General features: G+C 69.6%; 1 protein-coding gene. It reads right to left on the bottom strand.

All coding sequences use genetic code 11. The annotated features are described in order from the left end of the window. Positions 1-2,207, bottom strand: a 2,207-nt coding sequence (locus tag IVB42_RS01960; protein WP_247469652.1) for an Ig-like domain-containing protein, incomplete at both ends; no start/stop codon positions are given.

Genomic DNA, 2,207 nt, shown 5'->3' with positions numbered 1-2,207 from the left:
ACGTCGACCGTGCCGGTGATGGTCTGGCTGGCCTGGTTGACTGGTCCGCCGGCGCTGGTGATGGCAACCGTCGGCGCAGTCGTGTCCAGGGTGAAGCTCAGCGCGGCCGAACCGGTGTTGCCGAAGCTGTCGGTCTGGCTTGCGACGATGGTGTGCGATCCATCGGCCAGCCCGCTCGGGAGGAACGACCACGCCCCTTGCGCATCGGTGGTCGCCGTGGCCGCGACCGGAGTGCCGTCAATGGTGAAGTGGACCACGGTGTTGGCAAGCCCGGTGCCGCTCAGCGCCGGGTTGGCGGTGACGTGGTCGATGGCCGAGCTGCCGGTGTCGACGGTGAGGGTCTCGGTCACTGTCGGCCCGGTGGTGCTGAGCGTGTAGACCACCGCGCTGCTGGTGGCGGTGTTGCCGGCGGCATCGTTCACCCGGGCGGTCAGCGAGTTGCTGCCGTTGTTGAGGCTGACCGTGGTGCTCCAGCTGCCATTACCTTGCACGATGGCGGTGCCGATCGGCGTGGCGCCGTCGAGGATGGTGACGCTGGCGCCGGCGTCGGCGACGTCGACCGTGCCGGTGATGGTCTGGCTGGCCTGGTTGACCGGTCCGCCGGTGCTGGTGATCGCAACCGTCGGCGCCGCCGTGTCCAGGGTGAAGCTCAGCGAGGCCGAACCGGTGTTGCCGAAGCTGTCGGTCTGGCTTGCGACGATGGTGTGCGATCCATCGGCCAGCCCGCTCGGGAGGAACGACCACGCCCCTTGCGCATCGGTGGTCGCCGTGGCCGCGACCGGAGTGCCGTCAATGGTGAAGTGGACCACGGTGTTGGCAAGCCCGGTGCCGCTCAGCGCCGGGTTGGCGGTGACGTGGTCGATGGCCGAGCTGCCGGTGTCGACGGTGAGGGTCTCGGTCACTGTCGGCCCGGTGGTGCTGAGCGTGTAGACCACCGCGCTGCTGGTGGCGGTGTTGCCGGCGGCATCGCTCACCCGTGCGGTCAGCGAGTTGCTGCCGTTGTTGAGGCTGACCGTGGTGCTCCAGCTGCCATTGCCCTGCACGACGGCGGTGCCGATCGGCGTGGTGCCGTCGAGGATGGTGACGCTGGCGCCGGCGTCGGCGACGTCGACCGTGCCGGTGATGGTCTGGCTGGCCTGGTTGACCGGTCCGCCGGCGCTGGTGATGGCAACCGTCGGCGCAGTCGTGTCCAGGGTGAAGCTCAGCGCGGCCGAACCGGTGTTGCCGAAGCTGTCGGTCTGGCTTGCGACGATGGTGTGCGATCCATCGGCCAGCCCGCTCGGGAGGAACGACCACGCCCCTTGCGCCTCGGTGGTGGCCGTGGCCGCGACCGGAGTGCCGTCAATGGTGAAGTGCACCACGGTGTTGGCAAGCCCGGTGCCGCTCAGCGCCGGGTTGGCGGTGACGTGGTCGATGGCCGAGGTGCCGGTGTCGGCGACCAGGGTCTCGGTCACTGTCGGCCCGGTGGTGCTGAGCGTGTAGACCACCGCGCTGCTGGTGGCGGTGTTGCCGGCGGCATCGTTCACCCGGGCGGTCAGCGAGTTGCTGCCGTTGTTGAGGCTGACCGTGGTGCTCCAGCTGCCATTACCTTGCACGATGGCGGTGCCGATCGGCGTGGCGCCGTCGAGGATGGTGACGCTGGCGCCGGCGTCGGCGACGTCGACCGTGCCGGTGATGGTCTGGCTGGCCTGGTTGACTGGTCCGCCGGCGCTGGTGATGGCAACCGTCGGCGCAGTCGTGTCCAGGGTGAAGCTCAGCGCGGCCGAACCGGTGTTGCCGAAGCTGTCGGTCTGGCTTGCGACGATGGTGTGCGATCCATCGGCCAGCCCGCTCGGGAGGAACGACCACGCCCCTTGCGCCTCGGTGGTGGCCGTGGCCGCGACCGGAGTGCCGTCAATGGTGAAGTGGACCACGGTGTTGGCAAGCCCGGTGCCGCTCAGCGCCGGGTTGGCGGTGATGTGGTCGGTGGCCGAGCTGCCGGTGTCGACGGTGAGGGTCTCGGTCACTGTCGGCCCGGTGGTGCTGAGCGTGTAGACCACCGCGCTGCTGGTGGCGGTGTTGCCGGCGGCATCGTTCACCCGGGCGGTCAGCGAGTTGCTGCCGTTGTTGAGGCTGACCGTGGTGCTCCAGCTGCCATTGCCCTGCACGACGGCGGTGCCGATCGGCGTGGTGCCGTCGAGGATGGTGACGCTGGCGCCGGCGTCGGC

Origin of the sequence: Bradyrhizobium sp. 45 (assembly GCF_023073155.1) — a bacterium.
Lineage (GTDB): Bacteria > Pseudomonadota > Alphaproteobacteria > Rhizobiales > Xanthobacteraceae > Bradyrhizobium > Bradyrhizobium canariense_D.
The sequence above is the reverse complement of the archived record's forward strand: the minus strand, read 5'-3'. Positions and strand labels throughout refer to the sequence as shown.